The sequence below is a fragment of the Polaromonas sp. CT11-55 genome, from assembly GCF_047303325.1.
Lineage (GTDB): Bacteria > Pseudomonadota > Gammaproteobacteria > Burkholderiales > Burkholderiaceae_C > Polaromonas.
Genome location: NZ_JBKBEX010000043.1, coordinates 1 through 18,046, shown reverse-complemented (window position 1 = coordinate 18,046; position 18,046 = coordinate 1). Strand labels below are relative to the sequence as shown.

Genomic DNA, 18,046 nt, shown 5'->3' with positions numbered 1-18,046 from the left:
TGCCCGCCCCGCCCCCGCACCAATGCCGCGTCCTGGCCACGCCCTGGGACGGCGTCTACGGCACGCACATCGACAGCGCGCGCCACTACCGCCGCCATTCGCATGCCGTGTTTGGCGTGGGCTGGCTGCAGCAGGGCGCGCAAACATCGGCCAGCGGCCGCGGCCAGGTTCAGGCTTATGCCGGTGACATCCTGATGTGCAACCCCGGCGAGGTGCACGACGGCCAGCCGCTGGGCGGGCCTTCGCGGCGCTGGCGCATGCTCTACCTCGAGCCCGCCGCCATGGCCGCCGCGCTGGGCGCGCCCGACGCGGCCGCGATAGAGCTGACCCGCCCCGTCGCCCAGGATGCGCGGCTCAGGCTGGCGCTGGAGCAACTGCTGCAGCGCCTCCAGCAATGGAGCGGCGGCGGGCGCGGCCAAGGTGCCGATGCGCTCGCCTGCGAAGAGTCGCTGGCGCGCGTCTGCGAACTGCTCACGCAGCGCCACACCCTGGCCGCGCAACACCCCGCCATACCCGTCACGGCCGCCACAGCCATCAACCCGCACATCCACCAGGTGCGCGAGCGCATCGCCGCCGACCTGCTCGCGCCGCCCAGCCTGGCCGACATGGCGCGCATGGTGGGCCTCAGCCGTTTCCAGTTGCTGCGCCATTTTGAAAAAGCCTTTGGCCTCACGCCCCATGCCTGGCTGCTGCAGCAGCGCGCCGAACGCGCGCGCGGCCTGATACGCGGCGGCATCGGCCTGGCCCAGGCGGCCGCCGCCTGCGGCTTCGCCGACCAGAGCCATATGACGCGCCTCTTCACGCGCCAGTTCGGCTTCACGCCCGGCGCCTGGCAGCAAGCCACGGCGCGCGCGGCCCGCCTGCAATAACGTTCAAGACGCGCGCCCGGCGTGGGGGCAGACTGCGCGGTGTTTCTCCTCCTCACAGACCACCGGAGCGCCGTACATGTTGTTTCGCCATTCAGACGCCCTCTGGGCCGACTACCCCAACCTGGTGCCCGGCGTGCTGCACGCCGGCGGCATCAGCGCGAATGTGGACGTCGCCCCGCAGGTCGCCCGCTTTAACGCCATCGCGCAAGCCCGGCTGGCCGCCGGCCCTGAAAGCGAGTTTCCCGAAGTGCAGGCCTGGCGGCGCGTGTTTTCCAGCATGGGCCTCAAGCCCACGCAATACCGCTGCGCCTCCGAGTCGCTGTTGCGGCGTTTTCGCAAAGAAAACGCGCTGCCCTCGCTGCATCCGCTGGTCGATTTGTGCAACGCTGTCTCGCTGGCCTTTGCGATTCCGATCGCCGCGTTTGACGTTGCCAAAGTGCGGCAACAGCTTGAAGTGCGCTACGCCACAGGCGCTGAGAATTACCTGACCTTCGGCGGAGAGACAGAACACCCGGAACCGGGCGAGGTGATATTTGCCGACGCCGCTGAAGCAGCCGAAGCGGCCCCTAATGCCCATGCGCGCCGCTGGACCAACCGGCAAAGCGGCCTGTCCGCCGTCAGCGCGGGCACACGCGCTGTGCTTATCGTGGCCGAAGCCCTGCATGCCTCGGCGGCCGAAGATGTGGCGCGCTTGCTCAACACGCTTGCGCAGGAACTGGCGGCCGCCTGGCCCGCGGAGCCCAGGATTCAGTTGTTGAGCCGGGCCTCACCGCGCTTTGAGTTTTAACTCCCTCCCATCCCGGCCCCATTTTCAAACGCCGTTAGCCCTCACCCTAGCCCTCTCCCAGAGGGAGAGGGGATGGAGAGAGAAGCGCCACGCTTTGGATTTGCTCCCTCTCCCCCTGGGAGAGGGCAGGGGTGAGGGCCGGCGGCCTCCGCAGCCTCAAGGCTGCTGCTTGTTCACAAACCCAATCACCAGCCCCCTGGCCGTCACCGTGATGCTGCCCGGCTGCACGCCCATGCTGTCGGGCAGCGCCAGGTCTTGCGGCTTCAGGGTGTGCAGCACCGCGCCCTGCAGCGCCTGCTCGGCCAGTTGCGGCCCGTAGCTGGCCAGCAGCAGCGAGACCTCCGGCGGCAGGCCCTCGAACTGCAGCGTGTTCACGCGCAGCTGGTGCGCGCGTATCGTCATGTCGCTGGCCTCATAGCGCAGCGCGAAGTCCAGGTCAAAGGTGCCGGGGTAGGCGCGCCGCAGCACCTGGCCGCCGGCTTCTACGGCCATCACCGCGCCCAGCCGGTTGAGCTCCGGCATCATGCGCAGTTGCGGCGCCTGCACCGTGATGTCCAGAATGCCCTCGGCGCGCTTGCGCAGCGGAAAGCGTTTGGCAACCGCCTCCTGCAGTTGGGCCGTCGTCACCGTGTAGCTGGGCTGGGCCTGCGCGCCAGACAGCGCGAACCAGGCCGCGCCACCTAGCGCCAGGCGTGTAGAGGCCACCAACAGGCGGCGCCGTTGCAGTGAGTGTTGTGGGTCGGGTGCTTTCATCATCCTTTCGATGCTGCACCGCATCCGGAGTTTCCGGCGTCAGCCAATGCCGCAATCGCGTGAACCTCGCGTAAAGCAGGGGTCCTTCAGCGCCCCGGCCTACTGGTTGGTTTTGTCGTTCTCGTTCCCAGCGTGTGCCGCCCTGTCGCCGGCTGAACTGCGCAATTAGCGAGTTCCTGCGTTCATCCCCTATGATTCCTCAGCGCTGTCATCGAAAGACAGCTTCGGCCGCCCAACGCCAACCTTCGACATCATGAACTCATCGCCAGTTGAACTCGCTCGAAGCGCTATCCCCCTTTGGTACGCAAATGTTGCGTGGGCCAAGGAGCTCCTCGTGCGCTCCTTCAACCTCAAAGATCCGCAAGACATACTGCGGGCCCCGAACAGACGCTTTCAACAGATCCCAAACACTTGCTGGTTTGTTCGCCCACACGGGATCGGGGTTCATGTTTTTAAAACACCGGACGCCGGAGGCGTGGATTTCGACTTTGACAAACCGCATCCGGACGAGTGGAGGCTGGCTCGGTTCATTGAAGCGCAGGTGAATGATGGCCAGCTGCCGTTCGAACTCTATCGACAGCTGGTTGAGGATGAAGAAGTCATGAAGTCGTCCATCCAGGAAGCGCTTCGTGGTGTGTGACCGTTATGAATACGGACATTCCCAACTGACTGTTTTCTGTGGGCGCCGCTCCCGAAGTACTCCGGGAACTTGAGACCGCCGTTGGGCCATTGCCTGCAGCTTATCTGGAGCTTCTCCGTATGGGCAATGGCGGGGAGCTTGGCCTTTGTGTTGATCCGCTGTGTTTCTGCCCACGGCCGCCGTGATGAGTGTGACCAGTGGCGGCCGGGATTGAACTCACCCGCCCCGCCGAACCCGGCCGGTCCTAGCGCCCCACCACAGACCAGCCGGCCTTCTGGTTGGTCTTGTCGTTCTCGTATTCCCAGGCCGTGCCGCAGCGGTCGCATTTGTAGCGCGTGATGGTGATCAGGCCGTGGCGGCGCGTTTCGTGGCGCGGGTCGCCCTGCACCAGTTCCGGGTGGCCGGGCGCCTTGCGCCAGTTGCGCTGTATGCCCGCGCAGGAATCGCAAAGTTCCATCTTCTTGAGTTCCTGTTCGCGCTGGGGGTCTTGGGTCATGGGCTGCTTTGTGGGGTCGGGAAAAATCGGGGCTGAGTTCCGATTGTCGCCTGTGTATTTCCCCGCCGCCAGCGCGGCGACCCTGCTGGCGCAGGGGCGATCATTTGACCGGCTCCGGGCGCGGGCCTATTCTGGAATCGCCCAGTCACTTCATTCGGGAGACACATCATGTACAAACGAATTTTGCTGGCTTACGACGGTTCCGAACCCGGCCAGAAAGCCCTGCTGGACTGCCGCGAGATCGCGCAGTGGAGCGGAGCCTCCTTGACACTGGTCGCCGTGATGTCCCTGCAGCGGCGGGTGGTCGCCGCCGAAGGCATCATCTATGAACAAAGCATCATCGAGGAAGACAAGGCCAGGTACCAGGGCATCCTCAATGACGGCCTGCGCCGCCTCATCGAAGCCGGCCATGAGGCCAAGGGCGAAGTGCTCTACGGCGAAACCGTCGATGAAATCGTCAACTACGCCAAACAGATAGACGCCGACCTCATCGTCGTCGGCCACAAACACCTCGAAGGCTGGGCGGCTCGCTGGTGGCGCGGCTCGGTCTCCAAATCGCTGATCGCGCATGCGCCTTGCAGTGTGCTGGTGGTGATTACGCGATGAGCGCCGCTGAGCGAGGCAGATCAAAGTCTTTTGACCGTGTTGCCGGTTGTCTTGATCAGCGCCCATCTGCGTCATCCGCGGATGGATTCGGGTCGCAGATTTCATATCCGCAGATTACGCAGATTTACACAGATTAAAAACAAGGTGTCTGCGTCCAAGACAGAAGTCTTGGCACGGTCAGGCGGTGCTACAACGCCCACAAGATTGTCAAAGCTTTTTGATCCTATGGTCGAATGTCTTCATCTGTGTAAATCTGCGTAATCTGCGGATAAATTCAAATTAGGGGTCTGCATTCAAGGCACAGGCCCTGGCAAGGCGACCAACAACGCCAACAGGGTTTTTTCGGCGGACCCGCTTGACTTAGAGCGCGCTCTAAGCCTTAAAGTCCCCCACATGACTGCCGCCCCTCCCACCATTTCCCTGACCATCGCCGAAGCCGCCCAGGCCTCGGGCCTGAGCGCCTACACCCTGCGCTATTACGAGCAGATAGGCCTGATCGCCCCCATAGACAGGCGCAGCGGCGCGCGCCGCTACAACGACGCCGACATGCGCTGGCTCGACTTTCTGGTGCGCCTGCGCGCCACCGGCATGTCCATGCGCGACATGCAGCGTTATGCCCAGCTGCTGCGCGTAGGCAATTCCTCTGCCGCCAGCACGGCCGAACGCCAGGCCCTGCTGGAGGCCCACGCCGAACGCCTCGAGGCCGAGATACGCACCCAGCGCGAAACCCTGGCCTATATCCGCAAAAAAATCCGCCTCTATGAAGAGATGCGCGCCGAAGCCACACCCGCCAAAAAACGCGCCTGAACCCCACAACCCCATCCAGCCAACCCATCCATCCAACCCACTAAAGGACACACACCATGATCAAAACCCGTACCCTGGGCCGAAACGGCCCACAAGTTTCCGCCATCGGCCTGGGCTGCATGGGCATGAGCGAGTTTTATGCGAACCGCAACGACACCGAATCCATCGCCACCATTCACCATGCGCTGGACAAAGGCCTCAACTTCCTCGACACCTCCGACATCTACGGCCCGCACACCAACGAGCTGCTGATAGGCAAGGCCATCGCCGGCCGCCGCAAGGATGTGTTTATCGCCACCAAGTTCGGCATCACGCGCGACCCCAACAATGAAGCCGCGCGCGGCGTCAACGGCCGGCCCGAATACGTCAAAGCCGCTTGCGAGGCCAGCCTCAAGCGCCTCGGCATAGAGCAGATAGACCTCTATTACCAGCACCGCGTCGACAAAACCGTGCCGATTGAAGAGACAGTGGGCGCCATGGCCGAGCTGGTGAAGGCCGGCAAGGTCCGCTACCTGGGCTTGTCCGAAGCCTCGGCCGCCACAATTGCGCGCGCCTGCAAGGTCCACCCCATCGCCGCGCTGCAAAGCGAATACTCGCTGTGGACGCGCGACCCCGAAGCCACAGGCACCCTGGCCGCCTGCCGCGAAAACGGCGTGGCCTTTGTCGCCTACTCGCCGCTGGGCCGCGGCTTTTTGACGGGCGCCTTCAGCAAGCCCGAAGACCTGCCCGCCGACGACTACCGCCGCAAGTTCTCGCCGCGCTTTGCCGATGAAAACTTCAAACTGAACCTCGCGCTCGTCGATGCGGTCAAGAAGCTCGCGGCGGCCAAAGGCGTGACCGCCTCGCAAATCGCCCTCGCCTGGGTGCTGGCCCAGGGCGAAGACATCATCCCGATCCCCGGCACCAAACGCCGCACCTACCTGGACCAGAACATTGGCGCACTCGACGTGGTGTTGAGTACGGCAGAGCTGGCCGAGCTCGACAAGGCCTTCCCGCCCGATGTTGCGGCCGGTTTGCGTTATCCGGCGTCCTTCCTGGGCACGGTCAACGCGTGATCGAGGAAGAGGCCTTCTTCAGGCCTTCTTCAGGCCTTCCTCGGGCCGGGCCTCTTACGCTTGAGCCACCGCTCAATGTGCAATTGCCAGCTTGCCAAAGTGCCGCCCGCCGGCGCTGAGTTCGGCATACGCCTGGGCGGTGTCGTCCAGGCCGAACAAGCGGTCTATCACCGGCACGATGCGGTGCGCGGCAATGGCGCGCACCGCCTGCGCCAGGTCAGCCACCGAGCCGGTGCTGTTGCCCACGATGCGCAAGGCCTTCACGATGACGGGCAGCAAATCGATGGCAGCGGCCGTGCCCGTGACAAAGCCCACCGTAAAAATCGTGCCACCCATGGCCGCCGCGTTGATGGACTGCTTGATGGTGGCTTCACCCACGGTTTCCACCACCAGGTCCGCGCCGCGCCCGCCGGTGAGATCCAGGACCTGTTCGTCCCAGGCCGGTGTGGCACGGTAGTTGATCAAATGGTCCGCGCCCAGCCGGCGCGCCCGCTCCAGCTTTTCATCGGAAGACGACGCGATGATCACCGTCGCGCCCGAGGCCTTGGCGAACTGCAAGGCAAAAATGCTCACACCGCCGGTGCCCAGCAGCACCACCACCGACCCCGGCCGCAGAGAGGCTGAGCGCACTGCATTCCACGCCGTCGTGGCAGCGATGGGCAGCGCCGCGCCTTGCACAAAATCCAGGTGCGCGGGCAAGGCGACCAGGCTGCTGGCCGGCACGGCCACATACTCGGCCAGTGAACCCGGCAGGGTGATGCCGCGCATCGCGGCCACATTGCGCGGTGTCATCGCGCCGTCTTGCCAGCCCGGCATAAAGTGCGGCACCACACGGTCGCCAACCGACTGTCCAAGAGACTTGGCGTCAACGCCCTCACCAAAGGCCACGATCTCGCCAGCGCCGTCGGCCACCGGGATCATCGGAAAGGTCGCGCCCGGGAAGGCGCCTGTGGCAACGGCCACGTCCGCGTAATTCAGCGTCGCGGCACGCAGGCGCAGCAGCACTTCGCCGTGTCCGGGCTTGGGGTCTGGCAGTTCGGTCTGGCGAAATGCGTTCAGGGAATGGGCGGTGAGCTGGATGGCTTTCATGGTCTTTGGGGTTTCTTGAATGAGGAGGAAGAAGATGAAACGCCAGTGTTATTTAGAATCAATCGGGGATAAACACCTGTTTGATTGATTCATTTAAAAGCCGGAGTGTTGAATGGACTTGCTGGACAGCATGAAGGTCTATGTGCTCGCCGTTGAAAAAGGCAGCCTCAGCGCCGCCGCCACGGCCTGCGGTATTTCCGCCACCATGGCCGGCAACCACCTGCGCACCCTCGAAAAACGCCTGGGCATGCAGCTGCTGAGCCGCACCACCCGGCGCCAGCACCTCACGCCTTTTGGCGAGGACTACTACCAGCGCTGCAAGGAAATCCTGCGCCTCGTCGCCGAAACCGACGAGCAGGCGCAAAAGCTGCAGCTCGCGCCGGCCGGCAAATTGCGCGTCACCGCGCCCGTCTCCTTCGGCACCGAGGCCTTGATGCCCGCCTTGTCGGACTACCTGGAGCGTTATCCGCAGGTCAGCGTCGATCTGGTGCTCAGCGACCGTGTGCTGGACTTGCTGGAGGAAGGATTCGAAGCCGCCATCCGCATCGGCCCGGTGCCCGATTCAGCCCTCATCGCCAGGCCGCTGGCGCCATACCGGCTCATGATCTGCGCCTCTCCCGCCTACCTGGCACGCAGGGGCACGCCGGCAAGGCCCGACGAGCTGAGCCAACATGAGTGCCTGGCGTTTTCGCCCTCCGCCGCGGCGCACTGGCGCCTGGCCGACCAGGAGCACATCTGCCGCGTGCCCGTCTCAGGCCGCCTGCAGGTCAACCAGGGGCAGGCGCTGCGTGTGGCGGCCCTGCAGGGCATGGGCATCGTGCTGCAGCCGGCCATCCTGCTGGAGGGCGATGTACGCGCGGGCCGCCTGGTCCAGCTTTTCCCGAATCATCAACTCGCCACGCGGCCCATGAGCATCCTCTATCTGCCCGACCGCTATCGCTCGCTCAAGCTGCGCAGCTTTGTGGACTTTGTGGTCGAGCGTTTCAAGCACTAGCCTTTTGCCGCCTCAAACTTTCAGCCGCCGAAACAAGCCCGGGTAGTCCAGCACCAGGCCGTCTTCATCCACCGGCAGCTCCGCCTTGAAGCCGCTTCCATCCAGGCTCTCGAAAAGATAGAGCCTGTCACGCACGCGCGTGTAGGCCTGTGCCTGGGCCTTCACCGTCAAGGCCGTCCCGTCAACCCAGGCCATGCGGAAAGTGCGGCGCTCCCCCATGGCCATGGGCTCACGAAGAATGGGAAAGCTGTTAGTGAACGGCGTGGGCCAGATGTCGATGTCCAGACATCCGTCCAGCTCGGCCAGCGGCCGGCCCTCGCCATCCTGCCAATGGCCCTTGCCGTCCGTGCGCAGGCTCAGCAGCCGGTTGATGCCGGCTTTGGCGACAAAAAAATCAGCACTGCGAAGCTGCCAGGCCTCGTCCCAATAGAGCCGGTAGGCCAGGCGAAAGGGCTGCTGGTGTTCATCGACCGCAAGCACCACGCTGTCAGCCTGGCCTTGTGCCAACAGCAAATGCTCCAGACCCAGGCCCCGCGAAGCCGGGTTCCATGTGGGCTGCCAGCAGATCGTCCGGAAAGAAGAAGATGAGGAAGAGGCTTCGTTCACCATGGGCACGGCCCTTTCGAAGGGCCACCATTGTGCGCCGGGCAGGCGCCGGCCTGCCAGTGTTTGCCACCCGAGACTTGTCTACAAACGTAAGCCGCGCAAACGCAGGTGCGCCGCGTCTTCCAAATCCAAAGGCTGCTGCTGCTTGGCTTTTAAATAGTGGTTCGTGAACACGTCCAGGTAAGCCTCCAGTGTCTCGGCCATCTGCGCCTCACCAGCCAGCGCAAAACACAAAGCCGCGACTTCCGAGGTGCAGAAATGTTCATCGCGCTGCGAGCGCCTGAGCTTGTAGCGCGACAGCTGCTCACTCTGCAAACTCAGCACCGGCAAATGGTTGAGGTAAGGGCTTTTGCGAAACATCTTTCGCGCCTCGGGCCAGGTCGCGTCCAGCAGCACAAACAGCGGGCGTTTGGCCTGGTGCTGGTTGTTGTTGCCATCGGCTGGCGCGATGGCCGGCAACTCCGTGACCACCCGCTCCGCCGCCACAAACTCGCCGGGGAAGACCAAATAAGGTTGCCACTGCGGGTCCGCCAGCAAAGCCAGCAAGCCGGGCTCCACCTCGGTGCGCGCCCAGCCAAAAGCAAAGGTGTCGGCCACCACATCGGCAATCAGCCAGCCCGTGTTGCTGGGCTTGAGCGCCTCGATATCCGCCATCACCAGGCACACACCGGCATTGACATGCGGCGTCACCGGCCGCAGGGCACACATGCAATGGCTGGGCACCAGCCGGCAACCGGCACAACGAACGTTGCGCGGCCCGCCGCGAGCGAGAAAAGGTTTGGAGGCGCGCGCCAGGCGGGCTGTGCGCAGGCGGGAGACGGCGTGGGGCATGGGATGCAGTTTTAGCGGGCTTGGCGCGGGCGTGAGTGCCGCGCCTTTTACCGATGCTAACCTGCGCGTCAGAAAGAGCTATAGCTCGCCAATGACTTTGACGGTGGCGCCGACTTTAGCGGTCTTTGCACTCGTCAACGCGGCGAGCGAGGAGGCTGAGCATCACAAGATACTGAGCGGCTTTCATCTTGTCCAAATCGTGCGTGAGCGAGTGGGACTTTACGTTGCGCACGCCCGTGTAAACCCCTTGAAAGATCTGAAGGAACCCCTTCTGATCGTTTTGGCCGGTCTCGGTATTTACCTCGCTGAATATCAGCAGGCCGTTTTCGAGCCCGAAGGCCTGGCCCGCCAGGGCGTTGCCATCTAAAGTTGACTGTGTGCGATGGCGAATCATGTCGTAGACTGCAATCACTGCGTTGAGCACAGATTCTCGTAAGTGACCGTCGCGGTAGAGTGGAAGGCACTTGTCTTGGATGACTGGATGCAGCAGCTCTTCAAAGCCAACTTCTTGGGTCGTGGCATGCCTGGCCTTGGCAAGCTTCTCAGCCTTGCGCTGCACGTCGGGCAGGTCGTGGGTGAGGATATCGGTGAAGTCGTTCTCCTTCCCAAAGGCGATGTGCCTGCCCATGTCGCTTAGGCGTCCCGCACCGCTCTTGTTCGGATCAACTTGCTCCCAAAGGCCCACCAGAGCCTTGTAGTCGGCCTTCATGTATTCCTGAATGAGCTTGGCTCCATCTGCGTCCTTCTTTTCGAGGGCCGAGAGCGCATCGCGCGATTTCTGAGCGATGTCACGACATTTTTCACTCGCAGCAATGAGCCAGTCAATCATGTGGATACCTGGGGTGATGTGGACTTTGCAATGCTTGACACGTATTCGTTAACCAGCATGTTGACAACGTCCTTCAGGTCTTGCGAGGATGTTTCATCTTGAGTCGCGCGAAGAAGACGCCACACCTTGAAGTGAGTAATGAGGTCACAGCCCCATGCCGTTGCGCGGATTGCGCTCTTAAGCTCTTCAGCAGACAGCTTCAAGAACACCTGGTTGAAGTGAGCGAACTCATCATCTGTGGGGTTGGCTTGGCCTGACTGGGCGGACGCGGCTTGTACAAAATCTTCGAGCTTCGCGCCCAGCACTGCCACTCGATCGCGCCCGCGAAGGCGAAATGCCAACACCGGATTCTCGCGCGCTAGGTCAGTCAGGGCCTTGTTGAAGTCGCCGGAGCCTTCTGTCACTGCGCCTTCGATTTCACCGTACGCGAAGCGGGCTATGTAGGGGAGGGCAAGCTTCATCGTCTCTTTTTCGTCATCTTCGTTGAATGTCAAGCCGTGGGTTGATAAGCTTCGGCGCATCTCGGCCATCAACACACTCTCAATTGAACTCATCGCCATGTTCACGCGGTTCACTACGTGGTGGAGCTCCAAGAGGTAGTAGAGCACTGTGCGAGTCATCCGCCTGCGCTCGTGGTTGGTCTTCGCCCAATAAGCAAGAGCGGCGAGAAATGCGCTTCCCGTGGCTCCAAGAGCACTGAGTTCTATGGGCTCCATTACGACCCTTTCCTTTCATTCGCTGACTGGCGCGTCATGCTTTCCACTCAATGAAACCCCGCTGCTCGAGTGCTGTCACCTTAGCCTTGTCAATGGTCTTAGGTACAGCGAGTATCAGCAAGTCAGCGGCTCTGGTAATGGCCACGTATCCAATTCGGCCTTCCTCGTCACCAGTTCCTCCCAGCAGGCTGTTGAGCGACTTTGAGTTGGTGACGTAGAGCACCGCGGGAATGCTCTCTCCTTTGACCTTGTGCACGGTGGATACTCGAATGTCTTGGCCCTCACCTACGGCCAAGTCTTCTTCGAAGAGAGGCGCCGCGGAGATTTCCTTGGCGGTGACGTTCATTGCCCAACTCTTACGAGTTGCTAGGCCGCACTCAGTACTCAGTGTGGCGAGAAACGCCGGAAGACGGGCCTTGAGCTGTGCATGCCATTGATCACCGGAAAGCGTGGACGCGGGAACTCCCGCGACGCGATTGCGAAGGAACCCCCAGATGAGTCGTCGCAAATTCTGGGCGCCGTCACCTCTCTCTCCAGATACAACTTTGGCACGCAAAATGGCGTCACCGACCTCAACTAGCCGGAAAGTAGCATCGAGTGTCCTCTCAAATGCAGTTGCGATGTCTCCGCGGACGTCGCGGCTGACAGCAGCCTCTGCAAAAAGCCGGGTGGCTCCTTGACCGAAGGCATCCTTACCGCCCTTTAACTGGTAGGCCAAGGAGGCTCCCCTAGCTAAGATTGTTGCTTCGGAGGTCTTGTACTCGTGCGCTCGGAGAATTTGGCTGAAGACGCTGACTAGGTTCTGAATCTTTGTCGCCTCATATTTCAGGTAAAAAGACCCGTGGGTCCGAGCTGGTGCCTCACGTATCGGTTTACATACCGGAGCAGCAATGCGATTCGCCACAGCGATGATCTGCGAAACGGAGCGCCGATTTTCAGTCAGGGGCAATTGGCGGCCACCTGCTGGCAGAGCAAAGCCCTTGAGGAAGCTGCCATCAGCGTCGGCAAACTCATAGATTGCCTGGTTTGAGTCACCCACTACAGCTAAGACAGAGCCAGACTTCTGTAATAACTCAAGTGAAGCGCCGTGCAAAGAGCCGATGTCCTGTGCCTCGTCTATGAGGATGTGTGGGTATCGCGTAGCCAGGATATCGCACAGGCGCGCTTGCTTACGAAGTGTCACCATGACCCAAAAGCGCCCCAGCGCATGTGTGTAGGCGCCTACTTTGGCAAGGGCCTTCACAGCTTTCACGGCGTTCGGCTTAGGCAAGACCTGCTTTGAGTCTGAATTAATGAACTCCCACAAGCCAGGTCCGGTTGTCCGAAGATCTACGCTGGTAATTGCGACGGGCCGCTTGCCATCAAAGACCGAGTAAGCTGGATTTTCTAGAAAGCGCTCGCGGCCGTGTACGAGGAATGGGCGACATGCGCAGTCCATAACTTGAGCGGCGTGGGGTAGCAGAATATTGTTAGTGATGAACGAGTCCATAGTGCAGATATGGACCCGGGTCGAGAGGCCTGGATACTTGGCAGCCACGGCCGTGTACTGGGTGCGGAAAGTTTCCACTGCGACGTTTGAGTAAGACAACAAGACGGCGTAGCCGCGGGAGGCGCCCATACGCCGGCGGACTTCGACTAAGCGACGGACAGCCGTGGCCGTCTTGCCGCTTCCAGCACAGGCGATCACTTTTAGCGACACTAACTCCGCATCTAGTATTGCTTGCTGTTCTGGGGTGGCTAAGTACGTCATATCGGGGTCGTCGACTAGGGTTTGACGATGAAGTCCAAAGCTTTCTCGATGTAGGGCGGAATCGCAATGGAGTTCTTCGATGTCGCAATGGCGGCGGCTAGCGACTGCGCATAGCGCCCCTTTTGGATGCTCTCGCCCTTGTCTCGCTCGAACATTCCTTTGAAGAGAACCTTTGCCCTATCTGCTTCTGGCGCTGCCTCCACTTCGATTCGTAAAGTTGCGCCAATTATTGGGTGCATTTCCGTGAGAGCGCTCAGCATGGCGTCGCGGTTCTCTTCGTGCAGAGCCAGGTCGTACTCGAGAGTTTTGAGCGCGAAAAATGGTTCGACCCAATCCGACTTTGCGGCTTCAAGCGTTTTGGCAGTGGCCGATAGGACGATAGCGTCTTTGGCACCAGGGAATGTTCCGGTCGGCGGGTCAGCATCTGAAAGCAACGCCACGCGGATGTTCAACGCATCTTCGCCAAAGAGCGGCAAGAAGCAGTCGAAATTGAGCCCTTCAGTACTCAAGAGGCTCACAGACGCGCGCTTGAGATCGTAGCCTGCCTTTTTGGCTAGAGCATCAACGATGAAGAGCTCGGCCGCACCCTCCACAAGTATGACCTTACGGGCAAAGAACAACTCGGCTCTCGTAACGTCCAAGTAGCGCTGGAGCTTGTCCTTCTTCGCTGGCGGGACAAACTTTACAGTTCGCGGCGCAAAGGACTTCACGCCAGCGGGGCCACGGTGGATGCAGCACAGTGTGTCAACATCAGCGATGCTTGCAAAGTTAGGCGAGTGACTCGAGACGAAAATCTGGACGCTCTGATCTGCGGGCACTTTTCCCTCTCGGCCTTCTTGATCTTCCTTCTCTGCCAGTTTCTTGCGTTCTTTGCTCTGCAAAAACTGGAGGAGAACTCCCTGGAGTTGAGGGTGCAAGTGAGCCTCTGGCTCCTCAATGATCAGGGCGCGATAGGCAGCATCAGGGTTAGTCTCAAGCTCGCTCAGAACCACGGCCATGTAAATAAGGTTGTTGTACCCCAAGCCATTTTGGTCAACGTCGAAGGAGTCAACCTCGATCTGTAGGCGCGCAGCGATCCGGTGAAACTCGGGTGAGGTCAGCCCAATTGAAAGGCTCTGCCGCAGCGCTGCTCCGAGCATGGTTTCATGCTGCGTGTCGATAGCTTTCTGAGTGTTGGCGACCGGAGACTCTTTCTCTAAGTCCTTTTCGAACTGGCGCATGAGCTCTGTAATGCTGGTCTTCTCCTCAGTAGTCGCAAGTCTGGTCAAGAGCCGCGCAAGCTGACTCGAGCGACTGGGCCGAAGGCCTGAGGCAGGGTCGCGCAATGGGGGGAGGTAGACAGCGCGCAGATCCTCGAGCATCTCGGCGCTCACTGCGTTGTCTTCGTGCAAGCCGCACCAGCGCTTGGGGCGTAAACGACCGCCAGCAGACAAGGTATACCTAACGCCGAAGTGGGCTGCGTATTTATCACCCCCCATGGGCTGCAGCGCGGCGGCGAAGTCTGCCTCTTGCTCTAGAGTGAGGTCCTCGAAGACGTACTGAAGCAGTACCTCTGTAGCTCGCACTCCTCCTTGCGATAGATGCAAATCGGACTCATCAAGGCGGACGGCTCCGTCCTCAGTCGTCGAAAGAAGTGCGCGCAGCGAGTCAATCACCGCAGTTTTTCCCGCATTGTTCTCGCCGACCAGAATGTTTAGACCTGGGCGAAACTGGAGCTCAACTGAGCTGATTCGTCGCAATCCAGACACCTTGAGCTTTGCTAAGTACATAGTTCCTTCCCTGCTTCAGATGTCCTAACACTTTGTGACAACCATCATGACCGCGAAGTTGCGTCGTAGCTAGGGTGCTTCTGCGGCTCAGGTAGCCAAAACGACCCATCTCGCAGGTAAATATTCACCAAATCGCCGACGCGGTACGACTTCTCCGCTTTCCCCCTCCTCCCTTGTCCTACGCCACGGCCCGCGCGCGAGGCTTACCTTGCTCCTTTTAAGGGGACAAGCCATGAGCCGACATCAGGACTTCCAATCCTTTATGAAAGCGCGCAAGCATGCCGCGAGCGCGTATGTCAGCGGCAATGCCGCGCCGCTTGCGCGTGTGGTTGCGCATGAATCGCCGGCCACGTTTATGGGGCCGGGTGGCGGCACCGTGCAGGGCGCGGACGCGGTGTGGTCGCGTTATGAGCACGATGCCCAGCTGTTTGAGCCGGGCAGCACGTCGGAGTTTGAAATCCTGGACATGGCGGCGGGTGACACCGTCGCCTACTGGACGGGTTACCAGAAGGCGCAGGCCCATATGAAGGGCCAGGAAAAAACCATTCCCATGACCTTGCGGGTGACCGAGGTGTTCCGGCTGGAGGGCGATGCCTGGAAGCTGGTGCACAGGCACGCCGATCCGCTCGCTGAGGCAAAGCGTTAGGCCCTCACGCCACGCCATACCACGCTACGCAGCGACGCGTTCGCTGCCGTACAGACCAAGGCCCTGCTTGGGCCTATCTTTGTGTCAAGGTTTGTTTGCCCCGGAGGCTGCGATGGCCGACATGGTGTGTGTGACGGAGGCGGAAGGCGACGTGGTGCTTGCCGCCCGCTTGCGCTTGCTAGGGCAAAGCGTCGCGCTGGGCGAAGATGCTGGCCACTTCGGCCATGTTCTCGCTTCCCCAGGCGCACAGCGGCATGATGGCGTCGGCCAGGCTGCGGCCCAGCGGGGTCAGCGTGTAGTCCACCCGCGGCGGCACTTCCTGGTAGTCGGTCCGCGCCAGCACCTGGTCGGCCTCCAGGTCTTTCAATTGCTGGATCAGCACCTTGTGGCTGACGCCGGGGATCAGGCGTTTGAGTTCGCCGTAGCGCTTGGGGCCGTCGCGCAGGAAAAACAGCGCCAGCGGTTTCCACTTGCCCGAGATGATGCGCAGCGTGGTGTTGAGCCCGCAGCCGGGATCGCAGGTTTCATCAGAGGGCGTTGTCGTCATTTATTGAGTACTTACCTGAAAGTGCATACTTGTCTTCAGGTTAGCAGAACTGCATGTGTCCACTGACAAGCGAAGCAAGCATCCCGCTTGTTGGCAACTTCAACGAAGGACACATGACATGAACAACAGACTGAATGGAAAGACCGCCGTGATCACCGGCGGCGCGACCGGCATCGGCCTTGCCGCGGCAAAGCGCTTTATCGAGGAGGGCGCCTTTGTCTTCATCTTCGGCCGCCGGCAGGAAGCCTTGGACGCCGCCGTGGCCGAGCTGGGCCCCAATGCCCGCGCGGTGAAGGGCTCGGTCTCCGACCTGGCCGACCTGGACCGGCTCTACGCGGCGGTGAAGGCCGAGCGCGGAAGCCTGGACATCGTTTTTGCCAATGCCGGGGCCGGAGGGCCGCTTGCGCTGGGCAAGCTCACCGCCGAACACATCAACGAAACCTTTGACACCAATGTGAAGGGCACAATCTTCACCGTGCAGAAGGCGCTGCCGCTGATGGGCCCGGGTGCTTCGATCATCCTGACCGGGTCCAGCGCCGGCACCACGGGTGCCCCGGCATTCAGCGTCTACAGCGCGAGCAAGGCGGCGGTGCGCAACCTGGCGCGGACCTGGGCGGAGGACCTGAAGGGCACGGGCATCCGGGTCAACGTGCTGTCGCCCGGGCCGACGGCTACCGAACTCGCCAAGACCGCGCTGGGCGAGGAGGGCATGAAGGTTTTCGCCGCGATGAATCCGCTGCAGCGCATGGCCGACCCGGCGGAGATTGGCGCGGCGGCGGCCTTTCTCGCGTCGCCGGACAGCAGCTTCATGACCGCCAGTGAGCTCGCGGTCGACGGTGGCCTGGCGCAGATCTGACAAGCCGAAAGAGAAGCCATGCCTTGCGCAATCCATTGGCCTCGACAAGCCCCGGCCAGGCCCTGGCCGAGGCGTTTGATCACATTGAAAAGGAGCTTCCCATGTACGAGCAATCCAAGGTATCCGAACTGATCCGGTTCGCACGCGCCGCTGCGGGCTCCACCGTCATCGACGTCTACCCGGGCGACGGCGACTGGACCCGTCTTTTCTCCGACGCCGTGGGGCCCGAAGGACGGGTCTACAGCTTCGTGCCGGCTGAAGTTGCCCACTTCAAGAACGATCCGGTCGGCCTCATGCGGGCGCTTGCGAAGGAGCCGGGCCGGGAGAATGTTGAAGCGGTCTCGGCGGACCTGGCGGCGATGCCGCAGGCCACGCCGCAGGCGGACGTGGTGTGGCTGCACCTGTTCTATCACGATCTCCACACCACGCTGATGCAGGCCAGGGGCGCGACGGCGGCCCAGTTCAACCGGGCCGTCCATGACCGGCTCAAGCCCGGTGGTTACTATGTCATCGTGGACCACGCCGCCCCCGGGACGGGCACGGGCGAAGCGCAGTCGCTGCACCGGATTGACCCTGCCTCGGTTCGCGAGGAGGTGGAGGCGGCCGGCTTCGTGCTGGACGAGGAAAGCAGCCTGCTCGCGAACAAGGACGACCCGCACACGGTCAAGGCCTTCGATCCCTCGGTCAAGGGCAAGACCGATCGCTTCGCCTACCGGTTTGTGAGGCGCTGACAGCGAGCCGTCCGCACCGCAAACTGCATCGCCCATCAAAAACCCGGCAAACGTCGGGTTGAGTGCGGGAGCGTCAAGGCTCATGCGTTGTCTTGTTCTGCTTCTTTCTTCTTCCGGGCTTCAAGCAATGCGTCGAATGCGTCGAATGGGTGAGCAGGCTCAGCGCCTGCTGGTCAGCATGCGGTACAGCAACAGCAGCACGATGGAGCCCAGCACCGCGGCGATAAAGCCCGCTGTTTCCCCGTTGCGGTACCAGCCCATGGCGGCGCCCACATAGCTGGCGATGAAGGAGCCGGCAATGCCGATCAGCACGGTGATGATGAAACCGCCGGGGTCGCGGCCGGGCGTCAAAAATTTGGCGACAAAGCCGATGATGAAGCCGATGAGGATGGTCCAGAGAATGGTCATGGGGTGTGGTCTGTGAGAGTTGCTGGTGAGTGGGTGGCAGGCGGGTTTGCCTGTCTTTGCCAGCGTGGCAGGGCCGGTGCGTGCGGCCTATCGGCGGGGAATCCGCGGGGATGTAGGAGAAGGTGGACGGGGTTGGTTTTTCCCTTCTTCAATGGAAGGGGCGCGGGCCCGCTCCTTCCCCCGCTGGGGGAAGGTTGGGATGGGGGCTGTTGGCGCTTGAAGTTTCGCGTGATGTTCCAAGGCCGCTGGCCCCCACCCCAC

General features: G+C 61.7%; 21 protein-coding genes. 10 read left to right on the top strand and 11 right to left on the bottom strand.

Features of this window, described 5'->3' with window-relative positions; all coding sequences use genetic code 11:
- Together ACEN8I_RS23465 and ACEN8I_RS23460 are read left to right on the top strand one after the other, a co-directional pair.
- Positions 1–869: helix-turn-helix domain-containing protein (locus tag ACEN8I_RS23465; protein WP_413331057.1), on the top strand; the 869-nt coding region annotated here is incomplete at its 5' end.
- A gap of 76 nt (positions 870–945) precedes the next feature.
- The gene (locus tag ACEN8I_RS23460; RefSeq protein WP_413331056.1) at positions 946–1,656 is read left to right on the top strand and encodes a B3/4 domain-containing protein; all 711 of its coding nucleotides are present in this window, start codon (positions 946–948) and stop codon (positions 1,654–1,656) included.
- Between the two features lie 156 nt (positions 1,657–1,812).
- On the opposite strand, the gene ACEN8I_RS23455 is transcribed toward ACEN8I_RS23460, so the two are convergent.
- The gene (locus ACEN8I_RS23455) at positions 1,813–2,412 is read right to left on the bottom strand and encodes a DUF1439 domain-containing protein (RefSeq protein ID WP_413331055.1); all 600 of its coding nucleotides are present in this window, start codon (positions 2,410–2,412) and stop codon (positions 1,813–1,815) included.
- A gap of 250 nt (positions 2,413–2,662) precedes the next feature.
- Between ACEN8I_RS23455 and ACEN8I_RS23450 the strand changes: the two genes are divergently transcribed.
- Positions 2,663–3,049 carry a DUF6896 domain-containing protein gene (locus tag ACEN8I_RS23450; protein ID WP_413331054.1) on the top strand — a complete coding sequence of 129 codons (387 nt, stop codon included), beginning with the start codon at positions 2,663–2,665 and terminating at the stop codon, positions 3,047–3,049.
- 244 nt (positions 3,050–3,293) lie between these two features.
- Here the strand turns inward: ACEN8I_RS23450 and ACEN8I_RS23445 are convergent, their stop codons facing one another.
- Positions 3,294–3,545 (bottom strand): hypothetical protein, encoded by a 252-nt coding sequence (locus ACEN8I_RS23445; protein WP_413331053.1) that lies wholly within the window; start codon positions 3,543–3,545, stop codon positions 3,294–3,296.
- A 168-nt stretch (positions 3,546–3,713) separates the two neighbouring features.
- Between ACEN8I_RS23445 and ACEN8I_RS23440 the strand changes: the two genes are divergently transcribed.
- The 3 genes from ACEN8I_RS23440 (at position 3,714) to ACEN8I_RS23430 (ending at position 6,013) form a co-directional block, all read left to right on the top strand.
- Complete coding sequence (locus ACEN8I_RS23440; protein ID WP_413331052.1) at positions 3,714–4,151, top strand: universal stress protein; 438 nt, start codon at positions 3,714–3,716, stop codon at positions 4,149–4,151.
- A gap of 393 nt (positions 4,152–4,544) precedes the next feature.
- Positions 4,545–4,958: a MerR family transcriptional regulator gene (locus ACEN8I_RS23435; RefSeq protein WP_413331051.1), complete on the top strand. Its 414-nt coding sequence runs from the start codon at positions 4,545–4,547 to the stop codon at positions 4,956–4,958.
- 56 nt (positions 4,959–5,014) lie between these two features.
- Complete coding sequence (locus ACEN8I_RS23430) at positions 5,015–6,013, top strand: aldo/keto reductase (protein ID WP_413331050.1); 999 nt, start codon at positions 5,015–5,017, stop codon at positions 6,011–6,013.
- A 72-nt stretch (positions 6,014–6,085) separates the two neighbouring features.
- Here the strand turns inward: ACEN8I_RS23430 and ACEN8I_RS23425 are convergent, their stop codons facing one another.
- Complete coding sequence (locus tag ACEN8I_RS23425; protein WP_413331049.1) at positions 6,086–7,102, bottom strand: zinc-dependent alcohol dehydrogenase family protein; 1,017 nt, start codon at positions 7,100–7,102, stop codon at positions 6,086–6,088.
- Between the two features lie 112 nt (positions 7,103–7,214).
- On the opposite strand from ACEN8I_RS23425, the gene ACEN8I_RS23420 reads away from it, so the two are divergent.
- On the top strand, positions 7,215–8,096 hold the full coding sequence (locus tag ACEN8I_RS23420; RefSeq protein WP_413331048.1) for a LysR family transcriptional regulator: 882 nt from the start codon (positions 7,215–7,217) through the stop codon (positions 8,094–8,096).
- A 12-nt stretch (positions 8,097–8,108) separates the two neighbouring features.
- Here ACEN8I_RS23420 and ACEN8I_RS23415 read toward each other — a convergent pair whose 3' ends face one another.
- From ACEN8I_RS23415 to ACEN8I_RS23390, 6 genes are all read right to left on the bottom strand, one after another.
- Positions 8,109–8,705: a putative glycolipid-binding domain-containing protein gene (locus ACEN8I_RS23415; RefSeq protein ID WP_413331047.1), complete on the bottom strand. Its 597-nt coding sequence runs from the start codon at positions 8,703–8,705 to the stop codon at positions 8,109–8,111.
- A gap of 78 nt (positions 8,706–8,783) precedes the next feature.
- Positions 8,784–9,533 carry a tRNA-uridine aminocarboxypropyltransferase gene (locus ACEN8I_RS23410; protein ID WP_413331046.1) on the bottom strand — a complete coding sequence of 250 codons (750 nt, stop codon included), beginning with the start codon at positions 9,531–9,533 and terminating at the stop codon, positions 8,784–8,786.
- A 115-nt stretch (positions 9,534–9,648) separates the two neighbouring features.
- The gene (locus ACEN8I_RS23405; RefSeq protein WP_413331045.1) at positions 9,649–10,362 is read right to left on the bottom strand and encodes a TIGR02391 family protein; all 714 of its coding nucleotides are present in this window, start codon (positions 10,360–10,362) and stop codon (positions 9,649–9,651) included.
- Positions 10,359–11,078, bottom strand: coding sequence for a hypothetical protein (locus ACEN8I_RS23400; protein ID WP_413331044.1), 720 nt, complete (start codon positions 11,076–11,078; stop codon positions 10,359–10,361). The genes ACEN8I_RS23405 and ACEN8I_RS23400 overlap by 4 nt, the downstream gene beginning before the upstream one ends.
- 34 nt (positions 11,079–11,112) lie before the next feature.
- Positions 11,113–12,828 carry a UvrD-helicase domain-containing protein gene (locus ACEN8I_RS23395; protein ID WP_413331043.1) on the bottom strand — a complete coding sequence of 572 codons (1,716 nt, stop codon included), beginning with the start codon at positions 12,826–12,828 and terminating at the stop codon, positions 11,113–11,115.
- Positions 12,829–12,842: 14 nt separating this feature from the next.
- Positions 12,843–14,597: an ATP-dependent nuclease gene (locus ACEN8I_RS23390; protein ID WP_413331042.1), complete on the bottom strand. Its 1,755-nt coding sequence runs from the start codon at positions 14,595–14,597 to the stop codon at positions 12,843–12,845.
- A gap of 232 nt (positions 14,598–14,829) precedes the next feature.
- Here ACEN8I_RS23390 and ACEN8I_RS23385 point away from each other — a divergent pair, with 232 nt between their 5' ends.
- Complete coding sequence (locus ACEN8I_RS23385; RefSeq protein WP_413331041.1) at positions 14,830–15,243, top strand: YybH family protein; 414 nt, start codon at positions 14,830–14,832, stop codon at positions 15,241–15,243.
- A 178-nt stretch (positions 15,244–15,421) separates the two neighbouring features.
- Here the strand turns inward: ACEN8I_RS23385 and ACEN8I_RS23380 are convergent, their stop codons facing one another.
- Entirely contained in the window at positions 15,422–15,790 is a 369-nt protein-coding gene (locus ACEN8I_RS23380) for a winged helix-turn-helix transcriptional regulator (RefSeq protein ID WP_413331040.1), read from the bottom strand.
- 118 nt (positions 15,791–15,908) lie between these two features.
- Between ACEN8I_RS23380 and ACEN8I_RS23375 the strand changes: the two genes are divergently transcribed.
- Positions 15,909–16,646, top strand: a complete 738-nt coding sequence (locus ACEN8I_RS23375; protein ID WP_413331039.1) for an SDR family NAD(P)-dependent oxidoreductase — start codon at positions 15,909–15,911, stop codon at positions 16,644–16,646.
- 101 nt (positions 16,647–16,747) lie between these two features.
- Positions 16,748–17,377, top strand: a complete 630-nt coding sequence (locus ACEN8I_RS23370; RefSeq protein ID WP_413331038.1) for a methyltransferase — start codon at positions 16,748–16,750, stop codon at positions 17,375–17,377.
- A 159-nt stretch (positions 17,378–17,536) separates the two neighbouring features.
- Here the strand turns inward: ACEN8I_RS23370 and ACEN8I_RS23365 are convergent, their stop codons facing one another.
- On the bottom strand, positions 17,537–17,785 hold the full coding sequence (locus ACEN8I_RS23365; RefSeq protein WP_413331037.1) for a GlsB/YeaQ/YmgE family stress response membrane protein: 249 nt from the start codon (positions 17,783–17,785) through the stop codon (positions 17,537–17,539).
- Positions 17,786–18,046 lie beyond the last annotated feature (261 nt).

Coding starts and splice junctions, on each gene's coding strand:
- ACEN8I_RS23460 (WP_413331056.1), top strand. CDS start 946: ATGTTGTTTCGCCATTCAGACGCCCTCTGGGCCGACTACCCCAACCTG.
- ACEN8I_RS23455 (WP_413331055.1), bottom strand. CDS start 2,412: ATGATGAAAGCACCCGACCCACAACACTCACTGCAACGGCGCCGCCTG.
- ACEN8I_RS23450 (WP_413331054.1), top strand. CDS start 2,663: ATGAACTCATCGCCAGTTGAACTCGCTCGAAGCGCTATCCCCCTTTGG.
- ACEN8I_RS23445 (WP_413331053.1), bottom strand. CDS start 3,545: ATGACCCAAGACCCCCAGCGCGAACAGGAACTCAAGAAGATGGAACTT.
- ACEN8I_RS23440 (WP_413331052.1), top strand. CDS start 3,714: ATGTACAAACGAATTTTGCTGGCTTACGACGGTTCCGAACCCGGCCAG.
- ACEN8I_RS23435 (WP_413331051.1), top strand. CDS start 4,545: ATGACTGCCGCCCCTCCCACCATTTCCCTGACCATCGCCGAAGCCGCC.
- ACEN8I_RS23430 (WP_413331050.1), top strand. CDS start 5,015: ATGATCAAAACCCGTACCCTGGGCCGAAACGGCCCACAAGTTTCCGCC.
- ACEN8I_RS23425 (WP_413331049.1), bottom strand. CDS start 7,102: ATGAAAGCCATCCAGCTCACCGCCCATTCCCTGAACGCATTTCGCCAG.
- ACEN8I_RS23420 (WP_413331048.1), top strand. CDS start 7,215: ATGGACTTGCTGGACAGCATGAAGGTCTATGTGCTCGCCGTTGAAAAA.
- ACEN8I_RS23415 (WP_413331047.1), bottom strand. CDS start 8,705: ATGGTGAACGAAGCCTCTTCCTCATCTTCTTCTTTCCGGACGATCTGC.
- ACEN8I_RS23410 (WP_413331046.1), bottom strand. CDS start 9,533: ATGCCCCACGCCGTCTCCCGCCTGCGCACAGCCCGCCTGGCGCGCGCC.
- ACEN8I_RS23405 (WP_413331045.1), bottom strand. CDS start 10,362: ATGATTGACTGGCTCATTGCTGCGAGTGAAAAATGTCGTGACATCGCT.
- ACEN8I_RS23400 (WP_413331044.1), bottom strand. CDS start 11,078: ATGGAGCCCATAGAACTCAGTGCTCTTGGAGCCACGGGAAGCGCATTT.
- ACEN8I_RS23395 (WP_413331043.1), bottom strand. CDS start 12,828: ATGACGTACTTAGCCACCCCAGAACAGCAAGCAATACTAGATGCGGAG.
- ACEN8I_RS23390 (WP_413331042.1), bottom strand. CDS start 14,597: ATGTACTTAGCAAAGCTCAAGGTGTCTGGATTGCGACGAATCAGCTCA.
- ACEN8I_RS23385 (WP_413331041.1), top strand. CDS start 14,830: ATGAGCCGACATCAGGACTTCCAATCCTTTATGAAAGCGCGCAAGCAT.
- ACEN8I_RS23380 (WP_413331040.1), bottom strand. CDS start 15,790: ATGACGACAACGCCCTCTGATGAAACCTGCGATCCCGGCTGCGGGCTC.
- ACEN8I_RS23375 (WP_413331039.1), top strand. CDS start 15,909: ATGAACAACAGACTGAATGGAAAGACCGCCGTGATCACCGGCGGCGCG.
- ACEN8I_RS23370 (WP_413331038.1), top strand. CDS start 16,748: ATGTACGAGCAATCCAAGGTATCCGAACTGATCCGGTTCGCACGCGCC.
- ACEN8I_RS23365 (WP_413331037.1), bottom strand. CDS start 17,785: ATGACCATTCTCTGGACCATCCTCATCGGCTTCATCATCGGCTTTGTC.